This window comes from Flectobacillus rivi (genome assembly GCF_030056655.1).
Taxonomy (GTDB): Bacteria; Bacteroidota; Bacteroidia; order Cytophagales; family Spirosomataceae; genus Flectobacillus; species Flectobacillus rivi.
Map to the genome: position 1 here is coordinate 325,751 of NZ_JASHIE010000005.1, position 22,687 is coordinate 348,437.

Annotated in this window: 14 protein-coding genes; 10 read left to right on the forward strand and 4 right to left on the reverse strand. The window is 38.7% G+C overall.

The annotated features are described in order from the left end of the window. Positions 1–503: 503 nt before the first annotated feature. Positions 504–1,025: a cupin domain-containing protein gene (locus QM481_RS09250; protein ID WP_166551593.1), complete on the reverse strand. Its 522-nt coding sequence runs from the start codon at positions 1,023–1,025 to the stop codon at positions 504–506. 307 nt (positions 1,026–1,332) lie between these two features. On the opposite strand from QM481_RS09250, the gene QM481_RS09255 reads away from it, so the two are divergent. Next, positions 1,333–1,632: a LytTR family DNA-binding domain-containing protein gene (locus QM481_RS09255; RefSeq protein WP_166551592.1), complete on the forward strand. Its 300-nt coding sequence runs from the start codon at positions 1,333–1,335 to the stop codon at positions 1,630–1,632. A 150-nt stretch (positions 1,633–1,782) separates the two neighbouring features. On the opposite strand, the gene QM481_RS09260 is transcribed toward QM481_RS09255, so the two are convergent. Then, complete coding sequence (locus QM481_RS09260) at positions 1,783–3,258, reverse strand: Gfo/Idh/MocA family protein (protein WP_283381533.1); 1,476 nt, start codon at positions 3,256–3,258, stop codon at positions 1,783–1,785. A 235-nt stretch (positions 3,259–3,493) separates the two neighbouring features. On the opposite strand from QM481_RS09260, the gene QM481_RS09265 reads away from it, so the two are divergent. Further along, positions 3,494–4,612, forward strand: a complete 1,119-nt coding sequence (locus tag QM481_RS09265) for a trans-sulfuration enzyme family protein (RefSeq protein ID WP_283381534.1) — start codon at positions 3,494–3,496, stop codon at positions 4,610–4,612. A gap of 112 nt (positions 4,613–4,724) precedes the next feature. Here QM481_RS09265 and QM481_RS09270 read toward each other — a convergent pair whose 3' ends face one another. Continuing rightward, entirely contained in the window at positions 4,725–6,125 is a 1,401-nt protein-coding gene (locus QM481_RS09270) for an MBL fold metallo-hydrolase RNA specificity domain-containing protein (protein ID WP_283381535.1), read from the reverse strand. A gap of 83 nt (positions 6,126–6,208) precedes the next feature. Between QM481_RS09270 and pbpC the strand changes: the two genes are divergently transcribed. The 5 genes from pbpC (at position 6,209) to rplL (ending at position 11,347) form a co-directional block, all read left to right on the forward strand. After that, on the forward strand, positions 6,209–8,533 hold the full coding sequence (gene pbpC / locus QM481_RS09275) for a penicillin-binding protein 1C (RefSeq protein WP_283381536.1): 2,325 nt from the start codon (positions 6,209–6,211) through the stop codon (positions 8,531–8,533). A gap of 538 nt (positions 8,534–9,071) precedes the next feature. Continuing rightward, complete coding sequence (gene rplK / locus QM481_RS09280; RefSeq protein WP_166551587.1) at positions 9,072–9,509, forward strand: 50S ribosomal protein L11; 438 nt, start codon at positions 9,072–9,074, stop codon at positions 9,507–9,509. Positions 9,510–9,617: 108 nt separating this feature from the next. Then, entirely contained in the window at positions 9,618–10,316 is a 699-nt protein-coding gene (gene rplA / locus QM481_RS09285; RefSeq protein WP_095161117.1) for a 50S ribosomal protein L1, read from the forward strand. 2 nt (positions 10,317–10,318) lie between these two features. Continuing rightward, positions 10,319–10,852, forward strand: coding sequence for a 50S ribosomal protein L10 (rplJ, locus tag QM481_RS09290; protein ID WP_095161118.1), 534 nt, complete (start codon positions 10,319–10,321; stop codon positions 10,850–10,852). 114 nt (positions 10,853–10,966) lie between these two features. After that, positions 10,967–11,347: a 50S ribosomal protein L7/L12 gene (gene rplL, locus QM481_RS09295; RefSeq protein WP_026997920.1), complete on the forward strand. Its 381-nt coding sequence runs from the start codon at positions 10,967–10,969 to the stop codon at positions 11,345–11,347. Between the two features lie 222 nt (positions 11,348–11,569). On the opposite strand, the gene QM481_RS09300 is transcribed toward rplL, so the two are convergent. Then, entirely contained in the window at positions 11,570–12,013 is a 444-nt protein-coding gene (locus QM481_RS09300) for a DoxX family protein (protein ID WP_283381537.1), read from the reverse strand. A gap of 456 nt (positions 12,014–12,469) precedes the next feature. Between QM481_RS09300 and rpoB the strand changes: the two genes are divergently transcribed. The 3 genes from rpoB (at position 12,470) to rpoC (ending at position 22,453) form a co-directional block, all read left to right on the forward strand. Beyond that, positions 12,470–16,330 (forward strand): DNA-directed RNA polymerase subunit beta, encoded by a 3,861-nt coding sequence (rpoB, locus tag QM481_RS09305; RefSeq protein WP_166551624.1) that lies wholly within the window; start codon positions 12,470–12,472, stop codon positions 16,328–16,330. A 3-nt stretch (positions 16,331–16,333) separates the two neighbouring features. After that, positions 16,334–17,980, forward strand: coding sequence for a hypothetical protein (locus QM481_RS09310; protein ID WP_283381538.1), 1,647 nt, complete (start codon positions 16,334–16,336; stop codon positions 17,978–17,980). A gap of 144 nt (positions 17,981–18,124) precedes the next feature. Continuing rightward, the gene (gene rpoC / locus QM481_RS09315) at positions 18,125–22,453 is read left to right on the forward strand and encodes a DNA-directed RNA polymerase subunit beta' (protein WP_166551583.1); all 4,329 of its coding nucleotides are present in this window, start codon (positions 18,125–18,127) and stop codon (positions 22,451–22,453) included. The last annotated feature ends 234 nt before the right edge of the window (positions 22,454–22,687 follow it).

Below are 22,687 nucleotides of genomic sequence, written 5' to 3' on the forward strand. Positions count from 1 at the left end.
GGAAACTTTAAAAAGGTTCAAAGTTTTCTGTGATTTTTTGTAGAAATGTTCTACCAGTATGATGAATGGAAATTGGTATGGATAAGTGGTAAAATGTTGATAAAGAAGATTTTGGAAAATATGATTATGTTATGAAATTTTATAACAAATTGTATTTTATTTAGGCTTACTTGAAGAAGGAGAAGAAAAGGAGAATGGATAAACATCAAGATGTTAATGAATTACTATAAGAAAAACTATAAGCTTTCAAAAAGTTTGTGATATAATCAGAAGGTACTCAAAATCAAAGATATGAAGTCTTATGTACTCTTGAGATAAACAATTTTTTCTAAAAGCTTACAGTCAATCAATGATGATACTAGAATTAAGTTAGTGGGCAAATACCCGCAATAGGCATTAAGCTTTATGCCGTAGGCTAAATGTTGAAAATAGTTTCTCTTAAAATAATGAAAGCTTTTTTGCCTAATGCCTACGGCTTACTGCATAAAGCGTTACATTCATTCTTATCTACCAAAGTCATCTTGTAAACGAACGATGTCTTCCTCGTCAGATGGTGTTTCTGGGTCAGTGTGTTGCCAAATTTCTGCAACAACTCCCCACGACTCCAAACCGATTAATCTATGGCGTTCGCCTTTATCCATTTGAATAAAGCTACCAGATTCTAATCTTTTTACTTCATCGCCTTCTTCGTCAGTTGGGCTGATTTTTACTCCTACAGTCGTTCCTGCAATGACTTTCCAAATCTCAGCACGACGGAAATGGTATTGCCAAGAAAGGCGTTTTTCTGGTGCAACAACCAAAATTTTCGGGCTTAATTTATTAGTAATCTGAATGTCAGACATTTCCAAATGAGGAAAATACGTACTAGCAAAAGCAGGAGCTTGAGTTTCGTCAATAACAAAAAAACCACCCCAAGGACGGGTTTGGTCTTGTTTAACTACATTAAAACCAAGCGTATTTAATTCCGCAGCGATTTGTTCGAAAATTTCTTCTTTACTTGAGTTGGGAGAGATGTTTAGGTTCATAAGATAATTGTTAATTGAATGGATATGTAATCATCACAAAGAGATCATCTTGTGAAATTTATACCCTGTTGAGGCGCTATGCAATACAACATAGCGTGATTATACACACAAAGTTACAACCCTTTGCTTACAGATAAAGCACCTTAAAATAATTTCGTTTTTCCTTAAAGAATATCTCCATTTTGTACAATTCATTTTTAGTGCCGTTTGTTAAAATACTGAATGCTAAGTATTTGATGCCATATCCTCTAATTTGATATTTGCATAAACCTTGTATGTCAAAAATTAATAGCTCAACATCCCTCTTATGAACAACAATTGCCCAACCCACTTGACTATTGGGAGGAAATATTTCTATTTTTCCCAAGACATTATGTATTTCGAAGGCTCTATTAATTATACCTTCGTGCATTTACAGACAGGTAGAAAAGACGTTATGGCTCAGACCATAGGACGTGTTGCTACCAAAACCGACGAAGGCTTTGTACGAATTAGCCGTAAGCACCTCGTCAATCGCCAGTACATTCGCGTTGTACATCGCGACTATGTTGAATTGCTCGATAAGAGTATTTTACCAATTGCCCGTCGTAGACGAGGTAATCTTTAGAAACTGATTGGAAATAACGAGATACTAATGTGAAAATTTATACTATTTTACCTAATAAAAAAGGAGTGACTCGTGTGAGTCACTCCTCTTTTATTAGGTAAAATTTTGAAAAATTAGAACTTTATGAAAATCTCAAATCCAAAATAATACTTACATACTCCAACCTTGACGATATTCTCTTTTTACAAATTGATTAGCTTCATCAAAATTGGTAATACGCATATTTTCACCATCCCATAATAGTTTTTTACGTCCTGGATAATCATATTCTTGTAGCCATTGTTTATCCTTTTTCGGAGTACGATAGAAATAACTACGAATGGCCAAATTACCCATCAATACTGTTTCGGACATAGGGCCTGCATAGTCAAATGATGAACTTAACGGTTGATGTTTGCCATATCCATCACGACAAGCTTGTAGCCATTGCTGATAATGCCCTTCGTTGTCGGCACCCACAACTCTTGGAATAGAAATAGGAAGTTTATCACCCTTTTCCTTGAGTTTGGCTTCTGGCCAAAGCGATGGATTTGCACCATATACGCCACACATCATTACACCTTTAGTCCCTATTAGTAACACTCCGCCGCTCCAGTCACCTAGTTTTACATCGGCAGGAATTTCTTCTGGACGTTCAGGCATAAGTCCCCCGTCATACCAAGTCATTTTTACAGGCTCTTTTCCTTTTCTTGGAAATTTGAGGTGAATCATAGATGACGCTGGGAAGCTTTCTGGAAAATAACCTTGTTTAAAAGGACCTGTCCATACGTCGCTAATGCTACATTCTACTTCTGAAGGATACCCGAGTCCTAGTACACGATAAGGAGGGTCCATCATGTGACAAGCCATATCGCCTAATGAGCCCGTTCCGAAGTTAACCCAACCACGCCAGTTGAATGGGTGATACCCAGGGTTATACTCTTCATAGGCTGCTGGTCCTAACCACAAATCCCAATCCAGTTCGCTTGGTACATCAAATTTGCCTTGAGGTTTGGCTAAGCCTTGTGGCCACACAGGGCGGTTTGTCCAAGCATGCACTCGATTTACTTCTCCAATCAGGCCAGCTTTGTACCATTCCATCATACGACGAACTCCATCGCCCGATGAACCTTGATTACCCATTTGCGTTACCACCTTATTTTCACGAGCAGCAATGGTCATTTTACGAACCTCTGCAATGTTATGAGCTAAAGGCTTTTGTACGTAAACATGTTTTCCCATTTGCATAGCCGCCATAGCAATCACATAGTGTGTATGGTCTGGTGTAGACACAGTTACGGCGTCAATGTTATTTTTTTCGGCTTCTAAAAGTTTTCTGAAGTCTTTGTAATACTTAGCATTAGGGAATTTTTTGATGGCATTAGCCGCCTGACGGTCATCAACATCGCATAAGGTAGCGATATTGTTACGACCATTATCCCAAGCGCCGTTCAAGTCTGTCCAACCTTTGCCACCACAACCAATAGCTGCGATGTTAAGTTTGTCAGAAGGTGCCGTGTAGCCCTTGCCGAGCACATGACGAGGAACAATGTAAAAACTTCCGAGTGTCAAAGAAGCGGCTTTGAGGAAGTCTCTTCTTGATGAACTGCCAGCATTACCTGATGGCAATTTTGTTGAATCAGTCATTTTAATAGAAAATTAGGTTGAAAAAGAAGACGCAATAGGTCGTTTTGAAGGACTTATAAATATACTTAAAAAGTGCTTTACTCAAAGCTATTATGAAAGGAATTACTTGTTGTCCTTATATGTCGGTATCGGTAAATTGTTACAAAATTCAAAATACTAGATTAAATTTGTAAAGCCTAAAAGGCTTATTCTGGTATTTGCTTCAGCTCAAACTTTTAACCAAAGACTATTTCCGATGAATTTTGAAACATTAGCTATAAAAAGCACCCAAATGACCGATGCCAATGCAGGTGCTGTTGCTTCGCCTATATATCTCTCGACTACTTTTGAAAGAGAAACTGACGGCTCGTACGCACATGGGTATATCTATGCGCGAAATGATAATCCAAACCGCCAATTGCTAGAAAAAAGTTTAGCTGTTCTTGAAGCTGGAGAAGTAGGATTTGCCTTTGCTTCGGGAATGGCCGCTACAACTGCCTTGTTTCAGTCTTTCAAGTCTGGTGACCATATCATTACACCCGACGATGCTTATTTTGCTACAAATGTATTGATTGAAGAAATTTTTTCGCACTGGGGACTTACGCTGACCAAAGTAGATACGACCGATTTGGAGGCAGTCAAGAATGCAATTCAGCCTAATACTAGATTGATTTGGCTTGAAACTCCCTCTAACCCCCAGCTGAAGGTTTCGGATATTGCAGCTATCGCAGATTTGGCACATCAACATGGAGCTTTATGCGCTGTAGATAATACTTGGGCGACGCCTGTGCTACAACGACCTTTGTTGTTAGGAGCCGATATTGTCATGCATTCAACTACAAAATATTTTGGTGGACATGGCGACGTATTGGGTGGAGCCTTGATTTTAAAAGAAGATGGAGAATTAGCCAATAAAATTAGAACAATCCAAAAATTGACTGGTGGGGTTCCTTCTCCATTCGAATGTTGGTTGGTAGCAAGAGGAATCAAAACATTGTCTTTACGTGTAAAAGCGCAAACGTCCAATGCGCAACAATTAGCAGAATATCTAGAACAGCATCCAGCTATCGAAGCCGTGCATTACCCTGGCTTGCCATCACACCCGCAATATGCTATTGCTCAAAAACAAATGTCACAGGCAGGAGCCATGTTGTCGGTACAAGTAAAGGGAGATGCTATCAATGCAATGAATGTTACTGGAAAACTACAATTGTTTACTACCGCAACGAGTTTGGGAGGAGTAGAAAGTTTAATAGAGCATCGCAAATCGGTTGAAGGACCAACAAGTCCAACGCCAGATAACTTGCTACGAGTTTCAGTAGGTTTAGAAAATATAGAAGATCTAATAGCTGACTGGGCTCAGGCGCTTCAGTAATCAATTAGAGCTTTGAGCTTTCAGGATTCGGCTTTTGGGTAAATACAAAAAAAGCATTTTCCCGATTTTGTTCGATTGCTGATAGCTCAAAGCTTGTTCTTGAAATATACTTTTAATCAAGTTCTACTTCTTGGTGCATTTGCGGGATTTCGATGTGTTGGTATCCCTCTTTCTCTAATTTTCCTTTGAATATTTCTTGTGTATCTAGTTCTCCATGAACCAAGAAGATAGTTTTGACTTCTTCTTTATTTTGACATGATAAATAAGAAATAATTTCTTGATAATCAGCATGAGCTGAGAAAGAGTCCATCACTAACACTTCTGCTCTGACATCATGATTTTCTCCAAAAATATGTACCTGTTTCGCCCCTGATTTTAACTGTCCTCCCAAACTATCTGGAGAAGTATATCCTACCAAAAGAATACAACAGCGAACATCGTTGATATGATTAGCAATATGGTGTTTGATTCGTCCAGCTTCTGCCATACCTGATGCCGATATAATGATACAAGGCTCTGGGCTATCGTTCAATTTTTTGGATTCTTCCACTGAACTTATGTAGTGTAGATTCGGGAAGCCAAAGGCATCACCATCGCCTTTTTCGAGATAAGCTAATATTTCAGGGTTAAAACATTCGGGGTGATTTTTCATGACCATTGTAGCGCTTACCGAAAGCGGCGAGTCTACATATACTTTAATTTTGGGTAAATGCCCTTCGGTTTCAAGCTGATCTAGTGCATAAACTAGCTCTTGAGTACGGTCTATTGAAAAAGCAGGAATAATGAGTTTGCCTTTTTGTTCTACACAAACTCTTTTTACAATTTTGAGCAAACTTGACTTTACATCGGCTTCGGGCTCATGCAAACGTGAACCATACGTAGACTCACAAATGATATAGTCAGCTTGTGGAAAAGGTTCTGGACTTTTGAGAATTTTGTCGTGTGGTCGACCAATATCTCCTGAAAAGAAAACATGAATCGATTTTTCACCTTCTTTGATTGTTAAAGAAATGGCCGCCGAACCAAGAATATGCCCCGTATCGGTAAAATAGGCTGATACTTCTTCACAGATTGAAACCTCTTCACGAAAATTGACGGCTTGCATTTGCGCTATGGTTTGTGCTACATCGTCTTCAGTATATAGATTTTCGAGTAAAGTTTCGCCCCTTTTTTCACGACGCTTATTGATTCTTGCCAAGTCGTTTTCTTGAATCCTTGCCGAATCTCCAAGCAATAACGTAGCTAAATCTTTGGTAGCAGAGGTACAAAAAATCGGTCCTTGAAAACCTTTGGCAACCAATCGAGGCAACAAGCCTGTATGGTCGATATGAGCATGCGATAAAATGACATAATCTATTTCGGATGGTTCAAACCCAAATTTTTGGTTCATATCCTGTGTATTCAAACCCTGAAATAACCCACAATCTAGTAGAATTTTAGTGCCTTTTTCAGTAATTAGCAAGTGCTTCGAGCCCGTCACTCGTTGTGCGGCTCCGTGAAATTGAATTTTCATATTATCAAGTCTAGGAAATTTTAAGTTACTTAGCTGTTCATAAAACAAGCCTTATTTTTACAATTTATCAAAACATTTTTTCAATGCCTCTATCAAAGCTAGAATATTGGGCAAAACGCCTTTATCAATCACGCAATTGGCGAATATTCTTTACGGCAATATTGCTATTGATGGTTTTAGATATTGCTTTTCCAGTGAAAGTTAACCCTCAATATTCTACAGTAATTACTGATTCTGATGGCAAAATATTGCATGCCTTTCTAAATCCTCACGATAAATGGCGAATGCAAACGGAACTCAAAGAAATAACCCCTACCCTTGAAAAGGCTATAATCTTTAAAGAAGATCGTTGGTTTCGTTATCATTTTGGCATTAATCCTATTGCCGTTGGGCGTGCTTTTTTCAATAATATTATCAAAAGACGACGCACCTCTGGCGCTAGTACCATCACCATGCAAGTAGTAAGGTTACTCTATCCACAAGAGCGAACCTATTGGCATAAAATCACCGAAATGATTCGAGCCATACAACTTGAATTACATTATTCTAAAGATGAAATTCTCCAAATGTATTTGAGCCTTGTTCCTTATGGCTCTAATATCGAGGGTCTAAAGTCTGCGTCAGTTTTGTATTTTCAAAAGTCGCCAGATGTTTTGAGTTTGGCAGAAGTGACGGCCTTAACCATTATTCCTAATCGACCTTCGAGTTTGAGATTGGGAAAAAACAATACTTACATTTTACAGGAAAGAAATAAATGGTTACAGCGATTTGCTGAGGCTGATTTATTTGCGTCCCAAGATATAGAAGATGCCCTGGCAGAGCCTTTACAAGTACGACGACACGAAGCTCCTAAGCTGGCTCCCCATCTTGCCTATCGACTCAAAACTACTTATCCTAATGAGCCAACGATACATTCGAGTTTGCATAGAAATCTACAATTGACCTTAGAAAAAATCGTTCAAAACTATGTTAATAGATTGTATGGTATCAATATCCACAATGCGGCGGTTCTACTGATCAATAACCAAACCAAACAAGTAGAAGCTTACGTGGGTTCAGCGGATTTTAATAATCCTATAGATGGTGGGCAAGTAGATGGTATCCGAGCGATTCGTTCACCTGGGAGTACGCTCAAACCTTTATTATATGGAATTGCTTTTGACAAGGGCATTATTACACCAAAATCAGCCATAAACGATGTGCCGAGCAATTTTGGAGGCTTTGAACCTGAAAACTTTGACAAACAATTTCATGGAAAAGTTACAGCTGAGTTTGCTCTGGCAAATTCTCTTAATATTCCTGCGGTAAAATTGTTGAAAGATATTTCTACAGCTAGTATGATTGAAAAACTAAAGAAGGCAGAATTTCAAACGATTAAGAAAAGTGCTTCAAAACTAGGATTATCGCTAGCGTTGGGAGGTTGTGGTGTTACTTTGGAGGAATTAACCAATCTTTTCAGCAGTTTTGCCCATCAGGGAACATTTACCAAGGCTACTTTACTAGCAGAAGAAAATCCCAATAAACCTACAGAAATCCTTTCGGAAGATGCTACGTTTTTAATAAACCAAATTCTCAGTCAGATAACCCGTCCTGATTTACCCAACAATTATGAATATACCTATCGAATGCCCAAAATTGCTTGGAAAACAGGGACTTCTTTTGGTAAAAAAGATGCTTGGAGTATTGGTTACAACGCCAAATATACTTTAGGAATATGGATTGGAAATTTCTCTGGCGAGGGCGTGCCAGAGCTTTCAGGCGCCAATATTGCTACCCCACTTTTGCTAGATATTTTTAATACGATTGATTATAATTCTTCTGCCAAATGGTTTAGTCCAAGCGCTAATTTGGCCATGCGAAAAGTTTGTGCTGAAACAGGTGCTATTCCAAGCGAACATTGTAATCACCAAATCACAGACTACTACATTATGGGGGTATCTAATACGCAAAGTTGTACGCATACCAAAGCTGTTTGGGTAAACCCCTCAGCTACGATAAGTTATTGTGCCGTTTGTATGCCAGATAGCGGTATGGTACAAAAGCAATATCCTGTTTTTGCGCCAGAGCTAATAGCATGGTACCAAACACGACATATTCAGTATGAACAAATACCACCTCATAATCCACAATGTACCAGAGTTTTCAATAACAACGCCCCTATTATTTCGTCGCCTAATGATGGCGCAGAATATTGGATAGAACCCAATGAAGCGGTAAAACTACAACTGAGCTGTCAAGTCGGCAATGATGTGAAAATGATATATTGGTACATTAATGATAAGCTTTATCAGAAAAGTGCACCTCAACAAGAAACATTTTTTTATCCAGAGGCAGGAAATATAAAAATTTCATGTACCGACGACAAAGGCCGAACATCTCATATTTATATTCAGGTAAAAAGAAATTAGCGATTTATTCAAAATCAATATGCTTTTTAAAGAGTTCTCTCGGTTACCTAAAGCCATAAATCAACCTTCCTGATACAGGATGATATACCCTTTAAAAGTTAGTTTATGTGTGAATATGCCCCAATAGCGAGATTAATGACATTCCTCGCATTAAAGCTCAACAACTAAATCCTAACTCCTACTTACAATTTTACTTGGTCTGTTTAAATAGACATCATTTGAGTAAAAAGGGTGTAGAAATAAGAAAAAACGTCAAATCCTCTAATTTTTTTTTATAACTATTTGTATATTAAGAAGAAAGCCGTAATTTTGCAGTCCGTTTCGGTAGCAGCACAACGTTTGCCTGTTGTGAGATAGAGCAAGATGCTGTAAATCAGAAAGTTCAGTTACAAATTTTCTTACCCAAACGCCCGACTTCAATCAGGTAGGGAAAGCTTCCACCCCAACTGGCAGAGAGGAGTCAATCTTGGCATTAAATTTCGCAGTATTGCGAAAAAGTTTAGCGTCACAATCCAACATTTAAAGACATTACAAAGAAATGGCAAAAGAAATAGCTGGCTACGTTAAGTTGCAGTGCAAGGGTGGTGCAGCAAACCCTTCACCTCCAATCGGTCCTGCTTTGGGTTCTAAGGGTTTGAATATCATGGAGTTCTGTAAGCAGTTCAATGCCAGAACACAAGATAAACCAGGTGTTATCCTACCTGTATTAATTACTTACTACAAAGACAAATCATTCGATTTCGTAGTAAAAACTCCTCCTGCTCCAATCTTGATTTTGGAAGCTGCTAAGGTGAAAATTGGTTCAGCTCAGCCAAACTTGAAAAAAGTTGGTTCTGTAACTTGGGACCAAGTACGTACAATTGCTGAAACTAAAATGCCAGACTTGAACTGCTTTACAGTAGAAGCAGCAATGAGCATGGTTGCAGGTACAGCTCGTTCTATGGGTATCACAGTTACAGGAGAAAAACCTTTCTAATTTGAAGGTTTGATGATTTGGAAATGAGAAGATTGAAAAATACGTCATTTCAAAATCTAAACTTTTTCAAATTAGCACATTTTCAAATTTTCAAATTGAAAAGAAATAATGGCTAAGTTAACAAAGAAACAAAAAGAGGCTCTTTCGAAATACGACAAGACGCAAGCGTACTCACTTACGCAAGCGGCTCAGATTTTGAAAGAGATTTCATATACGAAATTCGATAGTTCTGTAGACATCGACGTTCGTTTGGGGGTTGACCCTCGTAAAGCCGACCAAATGGTACGTGGCGTAGTAGCATTGCCTCACGGTACAGGTAAAGATGTACGTGTATTAGTACTTTGTACTCCTGACAAAGAAGAGGAAGCTAAAGCTGCTGGTGCTGATTTCGTTGGTTTGGATGAATATATCCAAAAAATCGAAAAAGGTTGGACAGACATTGATGTAATCATTACTATGCCAACTGTAATGGCTAAAATCGGTCGTTTAGGTCGTGTTTTAGGTCCACGCGGTTTGATGCCAAACCCTAAGTCAGGTACTGTGACTTTGGAAGTAGGTCAAGCTGTGAAAGAAGTGAAAGCTGGTAAAATCGACTTCAAAGTTGACAAAACTGGTATCATCCACACTTCTATTGGTAAGGTTTCATTCGAACCTTCTAAATTGGCTGAAAACGCTCAAGAATTGATCAACACTTTGTTGAAATTGAAGCCATCTTCAGCTAAAGGTACATACGTTCAGTCAATCAATTTGTCTTCAACGATGTCTCCAGGTGTTCAAATTGACAAAGCAACAGTTAACGGTTTGTAATCATGACGAGAGAAGAAAAAGCAGTCATTATTGGTGAGTTGAGCGAAAAGTTCGCTGCTACTCCATACTTCTACATCACTGATACCGGCGGGTTGACCGTTGCAGAAGTAAACGCATTCAGAAGACTTTGTTTTCAACGTGGTTTAGAATACCGTGTTGTTAAAAATACTTTGATTGCTAAAGCACTTGAAACAACTGGTGTTGATTACAGTGCTTTCAATGGAACAGTTTTGAAAGGTTTGTCAGGTGTAATTTTCTCACCAGAAAACCCTAAAACTCCAGCTAAATTAATCAAAGACTTCAAAAAAGAAGCTGGTAAAGATAAAATCCGTTTCAAAGGAGCATCTATCGAAGGTGGTTTGTTCATCGGAGAAGATCAATTAGTAGCTCTTGAAAATGTGAAGTCAAAACAAGAGATGATTGGCGACATCATTGGATTGTTGCAATCTCCTGCGAAAAACGTTGTTTCTGCTCTTCAAAGCAGTGGAGGCAAATTGGCAGGTATCTTGAAAACTTTGTCAGAAAGAGAAGGATAATAACCTACCATTGGTCATTCTTCCTTGAAGGCATACTCTTTGAAAGAGGCTTCCAAGCACAATATAACGCATATAGTAAATCAAAATCGTAAACAATTAAAATCTATTAATACAATGGCAGATTTAAAAGCATTCGCTGAACAATTAGTAAATTTAACAGTTAAAGAAGTTAACGAATTAGCAGCTATCTTGAAAGATGAGTATGGTATCGAACCTGCTGCTGCTGCTGCAGTTGTTGTAGCTGGTGGTGGTGCTGGTGATGCTGCTGAAGCTCCTGCTGAGAAAACTTCTTTCGACGTAATCTTGAAAGCTGCTGGTGCTAACAAATTAGCAGTAGTTAAATTGGTGAAAGACTTGACTGGTCTTGGCTTGAAAGAAGCTAAAGAAGTAGTTGACGGCGCTCCAAAAGCTATCAAAGAAGGCGTTTCTAAAGAAGAAGCTGAAGGTTTGAAAAAATCTTTAGAAGAAGCTGGTGCTGAAGTTGAAGTTAAGTAATTAACACAATATACAGTATAAAAAAAGAGTCATAACCAAAGGTTATGGCTCTTTTTGCTTTATATCAACTTTTACTAATGATTTTAATCTTTCATTTGTACAAGAATTAGTCGTGCAGGAAGGTTTGCTATTATGTTGGATTGGTACTCTAAAACTGATTAATCCAAAGTCAAACATCCGATATCCCCAATATTCGGGTATCTCTCATGTTTGTGTTTATCTTTAATTCCTTTTGGGTGTATTCCTTTTTACAAACTCATCAAAAGAAAATCCTCCAGATCCTATTACCGAAAATACCATAAGCATAATTAACACAAACACCGATAACCATAGCTCAGAGTTTAAATAACTAAAACCATTTCTGAGGTTGGTAAAGAAAACCGCTACAATCATGATAGGAAGCTGCGCAATCGACGCTGTACGAGTAAGACAGCCCAGCAGAATCATGAGTCCTCCTACTAAGTGTGCAAATGCTACATAATGCACTGCCACCACTGTCCACGCATTAAAGTGTAATCCCTGAATCAAAGTTGCAAGATAAGTGGTATCGCCAATAAAGCTAACCCCTTTCATGAAAAGCAAAACGCCCAAAAAAATACGTACGATGTCGAGCCAAGCTGGGTGATGTGTATCGCCCCAACGCTCAATTTGTTCGAGGGTTGTCATAGTCGTAAAAAGGTTTGATTTAGAGGAAGTTAAATGTTTTAAGTGACAATGTCAAGTATATTTGAAGATGAATATTTTAAATAAGTTTTAATGGTCTTCAGAGGCTTTTTTTGTTAAAAATGCCCTGTATAGTGCATTTTCTTTACAACTCCAAATTTTCTTGCTAAAAACTTGATAATCAAAGATTAATTTGGTAATTTTGCAGGCTATCAAAGATTTTACGGATTTTGTATCCCATTTGATAAGTACTTGGTTCCGAAACACTTTTCTTTTTTCGTAGGAAGATTAGCAAAGGGAAACAATGATACTCACATCTACGAGGCTCCATTTGGCACAAAAGCCAAACCTATCAGTTTTGCAAAGAAGAACCTTACTTACCATTCTTTGCTCATTGATACCAACTGGTAACAGTAAACTTTTACAGTAAACTTCAAAACAGTAACAGCCTTGGCACACATGACAAACACTGGCAGACTCGCGTTCGCCAAAGTTAAGAATTTGCTTGAGTACCCAGATTTCTTGGATATTCAGGTGAAGTCATTTCAGGAGTTTTTCCAATTGGAAACTCCTGCTGAAAATCGTAATGACGAGGGTCTATTTAAGGTTTTTGCAGAGAACTTCCCTATCGCGGATTCTCGTGAAAACTTTGTTCTCGAATTTATTGACTATTCGGTTGACCCTCCAAAATATTCGGTAGATGAGTGTATCGACCGTGGTCTTACTTACTCAGTACCTTTAAAAGCGAAACTTCGTTTGATTTGTAATGATGACGACAACGAAGATTTCGAAACTATCGAGCAAGAAGTATTCTTAGGAAATATTCCTTACATGACTGAGCGTGGCTCATTCGTAATCAACGGAGCTGAGCGTGTAATTGTATCTCAATTGCACCGTTCTCCAGGGGTATTCTTCTCTCAAAGCCGTCACACAAATGGTACAAAGTTGTACTCAGCTCGTATTATTCCTTTCAAAGGTTCTTGGATTGAATTTGCAACTGACGTAAACAACGTAATGTATGCTTACATCGACCGTAAGAAAAAGTTCCCTGTAACAACTCTTTTACGTGCGATTGGTTTCGGTTCAGATAAAGAAATCTTAGACTTGTTTGGTCTTTCTGAAGAAGTTAGAGCTGATCAAGCGACTTTGAAAAAAGCAGTAGGTCGTCGCTTGGCTGCAAGGGTATTGAGAACTTGGCAAGAAGACTTCGTAGATGAAGATACTGGTGAAGTAGTATCTATCGACCGTAACGAAGTATTGTTGGAGCGTGACTCTGTTATTTCTGCCAATGACATCGAAACTATTTTAGATGCAGGTCTTGATACAATCATTCTTCACAAAGAAGATATGAACGTAAACGATTATAATATCATTTATAATACGTTACAAAAAGACTCTTCAAACTCTGAAAAAGAAGCGGTTGAGCAAATTTACCGTCAGTTGCGTAACACAGAAGCACCTGATGAGCAAACAGCTCGTGATATTATCCAAAACTTGTTCTTCTCTGACAAACGTTACGATTTAGGTGAGGTAGGTCGCTACAGAATTAACAAGAAATTGGGACATGATATTCCGATGGAAACAAAAGTTTTAACAAAAGATGATATCATCTCTATTGTTAAATACTTAATCGGTTTGATCAACTCAAAAGCTGTAGTCGATGATATTGACCACTTGTCAAACCGTCGTGTTCGTACAGTAGGTGAGCAATTATATGCTCAATTTGGTGTAGGTTTGGCTCGTATGGCTCGTACAATCAAAGAACGTATGAACGTTCGTGATAACGAAGACTTCAAGCCAGTTGATTTGATCAACGCTCGTACGCTTTCATCAGTAATCAACTCGTTCTTCGGAACTAACCAGCTTTCTCAGTTCATGGACCAAACAAACCCATTGGCTGAGATTACTCACAAGCGTCGTTTGTCGGCCCTTGGACCTGGTGGTCTTTCTCGCGAACGTGCAGGTTTTGAGGTTCGTGACGTTCACTATACGCACTATGGTCGTCTTTGTACGATTGAAACTCCTGAAGGTCCAAACATCGGTTTGATTTCATCACTTTGCGTTCACGCAAAAATCAACTCGATGGGCTTTATTGAAACACCTTACCGTGTTGTTGAAGGAGGTAAAGTACAGGTAGATCAAGTTCATTATTTGACAGCAGAAGAAGAAGATGGTAAAAACATCATTCAGGCAAATGCTTCTTATGGTGATGATGGTTTGTTTGAAAGCGATCGTGTAAAAGCTCGTTTTGAAGGTGACTTCCCAAGAGTTGACCCACAAGAGGCTCAATTCATGGACGTTGCTCCGAACCAAATTGTATCAGTTGCAGCATCCTTGATTCCATTCTTGGAACACGATGATGCCAACCGTGCCTTGATGGGTTCAAACATGCAACGTCAGGCCGTGCCATTGTTGCGTCCTGAAGCTCCTATTGTAGGTACAGGTCTTGAAGCTCGTGTAGCACTTGACTCTCGCACACTAGTTGTTGCAGAAGCAGATGGTGTTATTGCTTATGTAGACAGTATCAAAATCGTTGTAAAATACGATATGTCTCCTAATGAGTACTTAGTAAGCTTTGAAGGTGATACAAAAGAATACAAATTGATTAAGTTCCGTAGAACTAACCAGGATACTACAATCAACTTGAAGCCAATTGTTCGTAAAGGACAACGTGTGAAAAAAGGAGAAGCACTTTGTGAGGGTTATGCAACACAACAAGGTGAATTGGCACTTGGACGTAACATGAAAGTAGCCTTCATGCCTTGGCAAGGTTACAACTTCGAGGATGCGATTGTAATTTCTGAGAAAGTTGTTCGTGATGATATCTTTACTTCAATCCACATTGAAGAATTTGAACTAGAAGTTCGTGATACAAAACGTGGTGAAGAAGAATTAACAGCTGAGATTCCTAACGTTTCTGAAGAAACTGTGAAGAACTTAGATGAAAATGGTGTTGTACGCGTAGGTTCTGAAGTAAAAGAAGGAGATATCCTTATTGGTAAAATCACACCAAAAGGAGAGTCTGATCCAACTCCAGAAGAAAAACTACTTCGTGCTATCTTCGGTGATAAAGCTGGTGATGTGAAGGATGCTTCTAAGAAAGCACCACCATCATTGAAAGGTGTTGTTATCGATACCAAATTGTTCAGCCGTCCTAAGAAAGATAAAGACGAGCGTGAGAAAGCGAAGAAAGAATTGGCAATTTTGTCTAAACAATTGTCAAGAGACCTTACTTCTATTCGTGCTACGATGATAGGCAAAATGGTTGAATTGTTAGAAGGTAAAACTTGTAACGGTATCAAACATAAATTCGGTTCGGTTATCCTTGAAAAAGGAATCAAGTTTACAGCTCGTAACATTGAAGAAGCTTTGTTCCCAGCTAAAAACTTGTACCGTGACGATAGCTCATATAGCGTTCCTGAAGAGGCTAACTTGTTGGCTGACTTGATTTTGGAAGAAGCTAGTGAAGATGATGCAGCTAACAAATTGTTGTTACAGTTAGTGAAAAACTACAACGTTCGTCGTAACGAACTAGTAGGTCGCTTCAAACGTGAAAGATTCGTATTAGAAGTAGGTGACGAATTGCCAGCGGGTATCGTGAAATTGGCGAAAGTATATATCGCTAAGAAACGTAAGTTGAAAGTGGGTGACAAAATGGCGGGTCGCCACGGTAACAAAGGGGTTGTAGCTCGTATTGTACGTGACGAAGATATGCCATTCTTAGAAGATGGAACTCCAGTAGACATCGTGTTGAACCCACTAGGGGTACCTTCACGTATGAACATCGGTCAGATTTATGAAACAGTATTGGCTTGGGCAGGTGAAAAATTGAACAAGAAATACGCTACTCCGATCTTTGACGGTGCTACAGAAGCTGAAGTTGCTCACGAATTGACATTAGCGGGATTACCATCTTGGGGTCGTACATACTTGTACAATGGTCTTAGCGGCGAGCGTTTTGACCAACCAGTAACAGTAGGTATTATTTACATGCTGAAATTGGGTCACTTAGTAGATGACAAAATGCACGCACGTTCAATCGGACCATACTCATTGATTACGCAACAACCTCTTGGTGGTAAAGCACAATTTGGTGGTCAGCGTTTTGGTGAAATGGAGGTTTGGGCACTCGAAGCGTTTGGTGCTGCTAATATCCTTCAAGAAATTTTGACAGTTAAATCCGATGACGTAGTAGGTCGTGCAAAAGCATACGAAGCTATCGTTAAAGGTGAAAACATGCCAAAACCAGGTATTCCAGAATCATTCAACGTATTGATCCACGAACTAAGAGGTTTAGCTCTAGAAATTACGTTAGAGTAATAAATGACAAAGAAGCTAGGTGTTTGGTTACTAGGTATAATACCTCCTTTAATGTTTGCCTATTTCTGTTTTTATCATACACAAAACCTTGTGATCTATGATGATTACACGATGGTAGCAGGAGCATTTTTAGGAGAACTAAAAGCATCAACTATTAGCGAAAAACTTACTGCGTTGTTTGCACAGCACAATGAGTATCGTTTTCCTATTTTGACGCTGATGAGTATGTTTCAATATAAAGTGTTTGGTCAGATTCATTTCAACTATTACCCTTACATTGGAGACTTCTCATTGCTAGGATTATATTTAGTAGTATATAGTACCTTCAGAAGAGTTGAAAGTAGTAGTAAGCTGTTGCCAATGGTATATCTTATGTTTCCTTTACATATTTATATCATTATTACCTGGGCAAACTCTTCATGTCAGTACTTATGGGCTTTGTTTTATAGTATTTGGACAGTATATCTATTGTTACAGAAAAATTCTAAGTGGAATTACCTTGCATTTGGAACTGTACTAATGGGCATTTTTTCCTTTGGTAGTGGCATTTTTGCCCTACCATTGGGAGCTGTCATCTTATTAGTAGAAAAGAAATATAAGTTGCTATTGGCATGGTTGACTTATGCAGCGATAATAGTCGGATTTTATTTTCATGGTTACCAAAAGCAACCATTTATTGAATTAGGACTAAAGACGTTTCAAGAGCATCCAACTTATATTCCTTTAGGGTTTTTGTACATTTGGGGTGGATGGGCTGATTTATCCTTGTCGTCATTAAGTTTTTGGAAGGCTACAGTACCAGGTGTAGCAGGGTTTTTAACTCTCCTTTTGGTATTTTTTGTTTTGTGGAAATCTTTTCTCAATATGAGAGCAAAAGATCAAACGACACGTTTTGTAGCATCATTTACATTTTATGCGCTTGGATATCTACTTTTTACAACCAGTGTAATCGCATTTGGTCGAACAGGAAGTGATCCAGAATTTACGATGTTAGTTTCCAATCATCGTTATTATGCTTTCATGGCACTGGCATTAGTGTATGGATATTTTGTGATGAATGTAAGGTATGCACATTTTGCTAAAATTGCTCTAGGGTTTTCTATGGCAGTTTTCTTTTTAGGATATGCAAAATTTTGGGGATTAATGTCCTCGCGTGCCAAACTTTTAGTAGCAGTAACATTTAATCATTATTATGATGGTGTTCCTCCTACTCATCCGCATTATAACCCATTCTACTTTATCAAAAAGACGAACGATTCGTTAATGAATCATTATAAGGCTTATGTTTTTCCAGCAACACCCTTGCATAAAGAATGGAAATCATTTGCTGAAAAACCGACTTTTGAGAAGGAAACTTTGACTTTGCAATCTGTGGTAACAGATTCCACTTTGATATTAGACGGTAATAATCTGGAGCAATCTGGACTTAATGGAACTTATTACTTGTTGAAGTCGAAAGAACATTTATTTGTGTATAACCCAAGTAGAGTTCAGTTGGCATCCAAAAAACCATATTTACAAAGCTCAGAATACAATACGATTATATCAAAAAGCGAACTGTACAAAGGATCTTACGAGTTAATCTTGTGTGATTATCAGGAGTCAAAAGCAAAATATTATAAGACAAATCTTACTTGGGATGTTTTATAAATGAATAACGCTTTTCATAAGTGAATGAGTACTCACGCTTAATCGTAAAGTTGTTTTTCTGAAAGTCAATTACCAAGGAGAAGTAAGACCATGTGTTAATTTCTCCAAACCCTTAGATATTTTAAATTAAAAACAGATTTAAAAATGTCATTCAAAAAAAATAGAAAATTAAATAGCGACTTCCAGAGAGTAACAATCTCGTTGGCATCGCCAGAGTCAATTCTTGAAGGTTCGCATGGTGAGGTTACTCAACCTGAAACCATCAACTATAGGACTTACAAACCAGAGATGGGTGGTTTGTTCTGCGAGCGTATCTTCGGTCCAACGAAAGACTGGGAATGTCACTGTGGAAAATATAAGCGTATTCGCTATAAAGGTATCATCTGTGACCGTTGTGGTGTAGAGGTTACTGAGAAAAAAGTACGTCGTGAGCGTATGGGACACATCGAATTGGTGGTTCCTGTAGCACACATCTGGTACTTCCGTAGCTTACCTAACAAAATTGGTTATTTGCTAGGTCTTTCTACTAAAAAATTGGATCAAGTTATCTACTACGAAAGATATGTGGTAGTTCAACCTGGTATCAAAGAGGAAGATGGTGTTAACAAAATGGACTTCTTAACAGAAGACGAATATTTGGACATTATCGACAAATTACCTCGCGAAAACCAATTGCTTCCTGACGAAGATCCTCAAAAATTCATCGCTAAGATGGGTGCAGAGGCACTTGAAATGTTGTTGAAACGTACTGCGTTAGATGACCTTTCTTATAGCCTTCGTCACTCGGCTGCTAATGATACTTCTCAACAACGTAAAGCTGAAGCTTTAAAACGTTTGAAAGTAGTTGAAGCTTTCCGTGAAGCGGGTACTCGTATCGAGAACAAACCAGAATGGATGGTAATTAAAATGGTTCCTGTAATTCCACCAGAATTACGTCCATTAGTACCGCTAGATGGTGGTCGTTTTGCAACGTCCGATTTGAACGATCTTTACCGTCGTGTAATTATTCGTAACAATCGTTTGAAGCGTTTGATCGAAATTAAAGCTCCTGAAGTAATTTTACGTAACGAAAAACGTATGCTTCAAGAAGCTGTTGACTCATTGTTTGACAACTCACGTAAAGTTAACGCTGTTCGTTCTGAAGGTAACCGTGCTTTGAAATCCCTTTCTGATATGCTGAAAGGTAAGCAAGGTCGTTTCCGTCAAAACTTGTTAGGTAAACGTGTTGACTACTCTGGTCGTTCGGTAATTGTAGTAGGTCCTGAATTGAAGATGCACGAGTGTGGTTTGCCAAAAGATATGGCTGCCGAGCTATTCAAACCATTTGTTATTCGCAAATTGATTGAGCGTGGTATCGTTAAAACGGTAAAATCTGCTAAGAAAATCGTTGATAGAAAAGACCCTGTGGTTTGGGATATTTTGGAAAACGTAATGAAAGGACACCCTGTTCTTCTTAACCGTGCCCCAACTCTCCACCGTTTGGGTATCCAAGCTTTCCAACCTAAGTTGATCGAAGGTAAAGCTATCCAATTGCACCCGTTGACTTGTACGGCCTTCAACGCCGACTTTGATGGTGACCAGATGGCGGTACACGTACCACTAGGTCAAGAGGCTATCCTTGAGGCATCTTTATTGATGTTGGCTTCGCACAACATCTTGAACCCTGCCAACGGTGCTCCTATTACAGTACCTTCTCAAGACATGGTTCTTGGTTTGTACTACGTAACAAAAGGACGTAGACATACACCAGAGTACCCAATTGTAGGTGAAGGAATGAAATTCTACGGCTTTGAAGAAGTAGTAATTGGTATGAACGAAGGTAGAGTTTCGAAACATGCTAATATCGAAGTAAAAGCTAAGGTTCGTAAAGAAGACGGTACATTGGTAGACGAAATGGTGAAAACTGTTGCGGGTCGTGTATTGTTCAACCTTTGTGTTCCTGAAGAAGTAGGATATATCAATGAATTGTTGACAAAGAAAAAATTGCAACAAATCATTTCTCAAGTATTTAAAATCTCAGGAGTAGCTCGTACAGCTAAATTCTTGGATGATATTAAAGAATTGGGTTACCAAATGGCCTTCAAAGGTGGTCTTTCAATGGGTATCGGTGATATTATCGTACCAGAAGAAAAGGCTGAGTTAATTACTAAAGCTACTGAAGATGTGGCTTCTGTAACAGACAACTACTTGATGGGTCTTATTACCGATAATGAGCGTTACAATGCTGTTATTGATATTTGGACGAAAGTAAACTCGAAAATCACGGATACGTTGATGAAGCAAATGGAAAATGACCAGCAAGGCTTCAACGCGATCTTTATGATGATGCACTCAGGTGCTCGTGGTTCTCGTGAACAGATTCGTCAGTTAGGTGGTATGCGTGGTTTGATGGCAAAACCTCAAAAGAACTTACAAGGTTCGGTAGGTGAAATCATCGAAAACCCAATCCTTTCTAACTTTAAAGAAGGTCTAGACGTACTTGAGTACTTTATCTCAACGCACGGTGCTCGTAAAGGTCTTGCCGATACAGCCTTGAAAACTGCCGATGCGGGTTACTTGACTCGTCGTTTGCATGACGTTGCTCAAGATGTTATCGTAAACGAAGAGGATTGTGGTACTTTACGTGGTATCCAAATTGCTGCGTTGAAAGATAACGAAGAGATCATCGAACCACTTTCAGAGCGTATCTTAGGTCGTGTGTCTATCCATGATGTTCATGATCCAGTTACTGGTGAATTGTTGATTCCTGCTGGTGAAGAAATCACTGAGGAAATGGCAACAAGTGTAGATGATACTGCTATTGATTCTATCGAGATTCGTTCGGTATTAACTTGTGAAACTCGTAATGGTGTTTGTGCTAAGTGTTATGGACGTAACCTTTCAACAGGTAGAATGGTAAGTATTGGTGAAGCTGTAGGTGTAATTGCATCTCAGTCAATCGGTGAGCCAGGTACACAGTTGACACTTCGTACATTCCACGTTGGGGGTACTGCACAAAACGTAACCCTAGATGCAACAATCAAAGCGAAATTTGATGGTATCATTCGTTTCGAAGAGATGCGTACTGTAGCCTCTGTAGATCCTGAAGGTAATCCAGTAGAAATCGTAATGGGTCGTTCGGGTGAGGTTCAAATTGTGAATCCAGCTACCAACCAAGTATATATCACGAACAACGTTCCGTATGGTGCTTACTTGCGTGTGAAAGATGGACAAACTATTACTAAAGGTGCAGAAATTTGTGCTTGGGATCCATACAACGCCGTAATCCTTTCTGAAGCAGATGGTATTGCAAGATTCGACTCAATCGAAGAAAATATCACTTACAAGGAGGAAGCCGATGAGCAAACTGGTTTGAGAGAAAAAGTTATCATCGAATCTAAGGATAAAACAAAGAACCCTTCAATCGTAATTGTTAACAAAAACGGTGAAGAAACTTCTTTCAACGTACCTGTGGCTGCTCGCCTTTCTGTTGAGAATGGTGCTGTAATCAAACCAGGTCAAATTCTTGCTAAGATTCCTCGTGCAGCTGGTAAAACTCGTGACATTACGGGTGGTCTTCCACGTGTAACCGAGTTGTTCGAAGCTCGTAACCCATCTAACCCTGCCGTAGTTTCTGAAATCGACGGTGTAATTACATTAGGTGGTATCAAACGTGGTAACCGTGAAATCTATGTGAAAGCTAAAGATGGTGCTGAACGTAAATACTTAGTTCCACTTTCGAAACACATTCTTGTACAAAACAATGACTTTGTTCGTGCAGGTGTGCCTCTTTCAGATGGAGCAATTACGCCATCAGATATCTTGGCTATCAAAGGACCAACAGCGGTACAAGAATACTTAGTAAATGAGATTCAGGACGTTTACCGTTTGCAAGGTGTAAAAATCAACGATAAGCACATCGAATGTATCGTTCGTCAGATGATGCAAAAAGTAGAAATCGTTGATTCTGGTGATACCATGTTCTTGAACAATCAGAATGTAGACCGTTTTGCTGTACGTTTGGCAAATGACGATATTCTTGACAAGAAAGTTGTTGTAGATGCAGGGGACTCTGATAAAATGAAAGTTGGTATGATTGTAACGACTCGTGCGTTGCGTGATGAAAACTCTTCATTGAAACGTCGTGACTTACGTAAAGTAGAGGTTCGTGACGCTCAACCAGCAGTTTCTCAACCAAACTTGCAAGGTATTACTCAGGCGTCATTGGGTACTGAATCATTCATCTCGGCTGCGTCATTCCAAGAGACAACGAAAGTATTGTCTGAAGCTTCAATCAGAGCGAAATCAGATGGCTTAGATGGCTTGAAAGAAAACGTAATCGTAGGTCACTTGATTCCAGCAGGTACTGGTGTTCGCAAATACCAAGATTATATCATTACTTCAAAAGAAGAGTTACAACAAATCGAAACGGCTAAAGAACAGCAAGCTCAACAAAAAGTGGGTGGCTATCGTAAAGCTCGTTGGATTGTTTAGTCTAAACTTCATTTTGAACATATTTTCAAAGGCTCTTAGATTTAGTTCTAAGGGCCTTTGGCTTTTTTGATAGAAAATATCAAATTCTCAAAAGGGATAAATCTTGCTTTATGGGTTGTAATTATTTGTAATACAGTTATTTGAGGTTTAAATATCCATGGTGATTTTTAATGATATTTTTCAAAAAAATGTCCATTTGTCTATTTTAAAGGCTTTTTAATAACCTCAGTACAC